At 33.5% G+C, this 3,685-nt stretch carries 7 protein-coding genes; all 7 read left to right on the top strand.

Annotation, left to right across the window (positions count from 1 at the left end; all coding sequences use genetic code 11):
- Positions 1 to 795 (top strand): conjugal transfer protein (locus WKT11_RS19560; protein ID WP_340285726.1); only part of this gene is annotated, 795 nt, incomplete at its 5' end.
- Positions 796 to 939: 144 nt separating this feature from the next.
- Positions 940 to 1,254, top strand: a complete 315-nt coding sequence (locus WKT11_RS19565; RefSeq protein ID WP_055157126.1) for a DUF6442 family protein — start codon at positions 940 to 942, stop codon at positions 1,252 to 1,254.
- Between the two features lies 1 nt (position 1,255).
- Positions 1,256 to 1,465 carry a helix-turn-helix transcriptional regulator gene (locus WKT11_RS19570; protein WP_005342572.1) on the top strand — a complete coding sequence of 70 codons (210 nt, stop codon included), beginning with the start codon at positions 1,256 to 1,258 and terminating at the stop codon, positions 1,463 to 1,465.
- A 14-nt stretch (positions 1,466 to 1,479) separates the two neighbouring features.
- Complete coding sequence (locus WKT11_RS19575; RefSeq protein WP_055261591.1) at positions 1,480 to 1,809, top strand: DUF3784 domain-containing protein; 330 nt, start codon at positions 1,480 to 1,482, stop codon at positions 1,807 to 1,809.
- Positions 1,810 to 1,824: 15 nt separating this feature from the next.
- Positions 1,825 to 2,055, top strand: coding sequence for a hypothetical protein (locus WKT11_RS19580; RefSeq protein ID WP_055261593.1), 231 nt, complete (start codon positions 1,825 to 1,827; stop codon positions 2,053 to 2,055).
- A 166-nt stretch (positions 2,056 to 2,221) separates the two neighbouring features.
- Positions 2,222 to 2,992, top strand: coding sequence for an ABC transporter ATP-binding protein (locus WKT11_RS19585; protein ID WP_003061398.1), 771 nt, complete (start codon positions 2,222 to 2,224; stop codon positions 2,990 to 2,992).
- Positions 2,982 to 3,685, top strand: a 704-nt coding sequence (locus WKT11_RS19590; protein WP_340285741.1) for an FtsX-like permease family protein, incomplete at its 3' end; no start/stop codon positions are given. The genes WKT11_RS19585 and WKT11_RS19590, both read left to right, overlap by 11 nt.

Below are 3,685 nucleotides of genomic sequence, written 5' to 3' on the forward strand. Positions count from 1 at the left end.
GTCGCAAGCGTGAGCTTTGGGGTGTATAAGAATTTTACGGCTATCGACCAGCACACCACCCATGAAAAAGAAATCATTGAACTTCGCTTGCAGGACACCAACGGGATAGAAAATTTCGTGAAAAACTTTGCGAAGTCCTATTACACATGGGATAACAGCAAAGAAGCTATCGAAGCAAGGACGCAGGCAATCAGCGGTTATCTGACAAAGGAATTGCAGGACTTAAATGTAGACACCATTAGAACCGATATACCGACCAGCTCCACGGTTACAGATGTGATTGTATGGCATATCGAGCAATCGGGAGCGGACACTTTTTCTGCTACCTACGAAGTAGATCAGCAGATAAAAGAGGGAGAACAGACAAGCAATGTGAAAGCAACCTATACTGTAAAAGTCTATGTGGACGCAGACGGGGATATGGTAATCGTTCAAAACCCTACCCTTGCACCAGCAGTTGAAAAATCAGACTATGAGCCTAAGACACCAGAAGCAGACGCAAGCGTGGACGCTGATACGGTAAATGACGCTACCGCTTTTCTGGAAACATTCTTTAAGCTGTACCCAACAGCGACGGAAAAAGAGCTTGCTTACTATGTATTGGGAAATGTGATTGAACCTATCGGCAGGGACTACCTTTATTCTGAACTGGTAAACCCTATCTTTATAAAGGACGGCGACAATGTGAAAGTCAAGGTTGCGGTAAAATTCATTGATAATCAGACAAAAGCGACGCAGGTATCGCAGTATGAGCTTGTGCTACATAAGGATAGTAACTGGAAGATTGTAGGATAAATGATATAGCGTGCATTTCCTATCAGATTTGCACGCTTTTACAAAACGACAAGAAAACTGTGCAAAAATATTGACTTGTAATGACCGAATGCTATAATATAAATAACAAGTGTACTTGGTATTATTTGAAAGGAGCGTTATATAATGGATAAAGAAAAAATACTATCACAAAACAAAAAAGAGAATCTATATCTTGATGAATACGAAAAACATATTAAACTTCAAGGGAAATCTTTTGGCTTAATGTTTGTTTTATTTATCTGCATTTTAATTCTTTTCATTAAAGCAGTTTGTAAAGAACCTTACTATGACATAATGACAATTATTGGGTCTGTGGCATTTGGCTCTATGGGTTATGAAGCACATATTTCAAAAAATAAATCCAAATTTGTTATTGCTTTATTCTTTCTTCTATTTATGGGGTATTACTTTTATAAATTTTTAATGGTAGGTTTATAGAATGGACGAACATTTAATTTTGAGAAACAGATTAAAAACTGTACGAAAAGAAAAAAAATTATCACAAACAGAATTAGCTGAACTAGTCGGGGTTTCTCGGAATACAATTAGTTCTATTGAAACTGGACAATTTAATCCAACAGCAAAATTGGCATTAGTGCTTTGTATAGCTTTAGATAAAAAATTTGAAGAATTATTTTATTTTGATTAAAGGAGAGAACGATTATGGAATTAGAGGAATTGATTGTTGAAATAGTTATAGGATTGTTTTTACTTTTTACATCTTATCAAATAGGTATAAAAGAGAATATTACTTTATTACATGGTTATCATTATACACAACTTGACCCTAAAGATAAAAAGGTGTTTACAAAAAAAATAGGAATAGGCACTTTACTGGTTAGTATTGGTATTCTTGTTATGCCTATTATCAATTTAATCTCTCATTCTGAATTAGGCTATTACATAGGTCTTATTTTGATTTTTGCAGGAGTGTTTTATATCATATTCATCATTGTAAAATACAATGGAAAACTTATTAGCTTTAAAAAGTAGAATTGAGGTATGAATATGATAGGACTGAACAAAAGAGATATAAAAAAGGCATTGAAAGCTGGTGCAAAAGCTGGCGGTGTATTATTGGCTGATGTTCGGGCGGATATTGAAGCTACGATTGATGAAGCTATGAATAGCACCGACCCAGAGGTGCAGGCAAATTTCAAAAAGTATTTTGGGAATAAACGTCCTACACCAGAAGAATATATTTATATCATTACGAAAAAGACAAAGGCAAAATTATAATAAAAGGGTCGTGGAAATGCTTCACAGAATTGTGATCTGCATTATCACGGCTCTTTTACTCTCTGTTTACTTTCAAAACTGTAAGTGTAATTGAATACTGCCCTTGCTATAATTTAATTGTATTCCAAAACAAATAAATGTGGCAGGAAGAAAGGAGCGATTTTTAATGGAACACATTTTAAATTTAGAGCAAGTAAAAAAATACTACGGGGGTAACTCTGGAAATATCACAAAGGCAGTAGACGGTATTTCTATGTATGTAGATAAGGGCGAATTTGTCGCAATCATGGGAGCTAGTGGTTCTGGAAAGACTACCCTATTAAACTGTATCTCTACGATTGATACTGTAACCAGCGGACACATTACAGTCAATAATCAAGATATTACCAAAATCAAGGATAAAGATTTTGCTGATTTCAGACGTGAAAATCTAGGGTTCATTTTTCAAGATTTCAACCTTTTAGATACTTTAACGATTGGAGAAAACATTTCTTTATCATTGGTTATCAACAAACAGAACCCTACTGATATTGAGAAAAGAGTTCATGCTATCGCCGATAAATTGGGTATTCGTGATATTTTATCGAAATTTCCTTATGAAGTTTCTGGCGGACAAAAACAGCGTTGTGCTTGTGCTAGAGCCTTAATCAATGAACCGAAACTGATTTTAGCTGATGAACCGACGGGAGCTTTGGACTCAAAAGCTTCCAGATTATTACTGGAAACAATGTCTGAAATCAACAAGAAAATGCAGGCTACTATTTTAATGGTAACACATGACCCGTTTAGTGCGTCTTTCTGTGAACGTATTTTGTTCTTGAAAGACGGTAAAATATTCAATGAAATTTTCAGAGGGGAAAAAAGCAGAAAAGATTTCTTCAATGAAATACTGGATATATTAACCTTGCTCGGAGGTGAAGTGGGAAATGTTAGGTAAGTTAGCGTATAGAAATACAAAAAGAAATATTAAAGATTATTTGATTTATCTGATAACCGTTACTGCATCCTTTTCTCTTATATTTGCTTTTAATTTGGTGGCAAGTTCTGATGAAATTGTAAAGTTATGTTCCAGTATGGATGCATTTAAGAATTCATTGTTCGCTGTAAATATCCTTATTATTTTTGTGATATGCTTTTTGATCAACTATACAACGAAATTTATGTTTGAAAAAAGAAGTAAAGAATTAGGAACATATATGCTTCTTGGCATTAAGAAAAAAGAAATTGCCCACTTAGTTATAATTGAAAATATACTGTTGGGAATTTTAGCATTTGTATTAGCTATTCCTATTGGCTTTTTATTCAGCCAGTTTGTGTCGTTAGTAATTGTAAACTTACTGGGTATTCCAAAAACTCTCTTTATTTCTTTGAATTTTGTTTCTATTGGACTATTGATAATTTATTTTTTAACTATTTATGTTTTGGTTTTACTTAATCTATTAAGAAGAATAAGTAAAATGACGATACGTGATTTTCTTTACTTTGATAAACAAAATGAAAAGAAAATGTTCCGTGACAGTAAAAAAAGAAATGTCATTTTTGTTTTAAGTATTATTCTTGGTGCGATTTCTCTTTTTCTCTGGAATTCACGTTGTACTATGGATAATTTTAATAAGCAAGAAACACTTAC

It is taken from the genome of Blautia sp. HCN-1074, from assembly GCF_037890165.1.
Classification (GTDB): Bacteria; Bacillota; Clostridia; order Lachnospirales; family Lachnospiraceae; genus Blautia_A.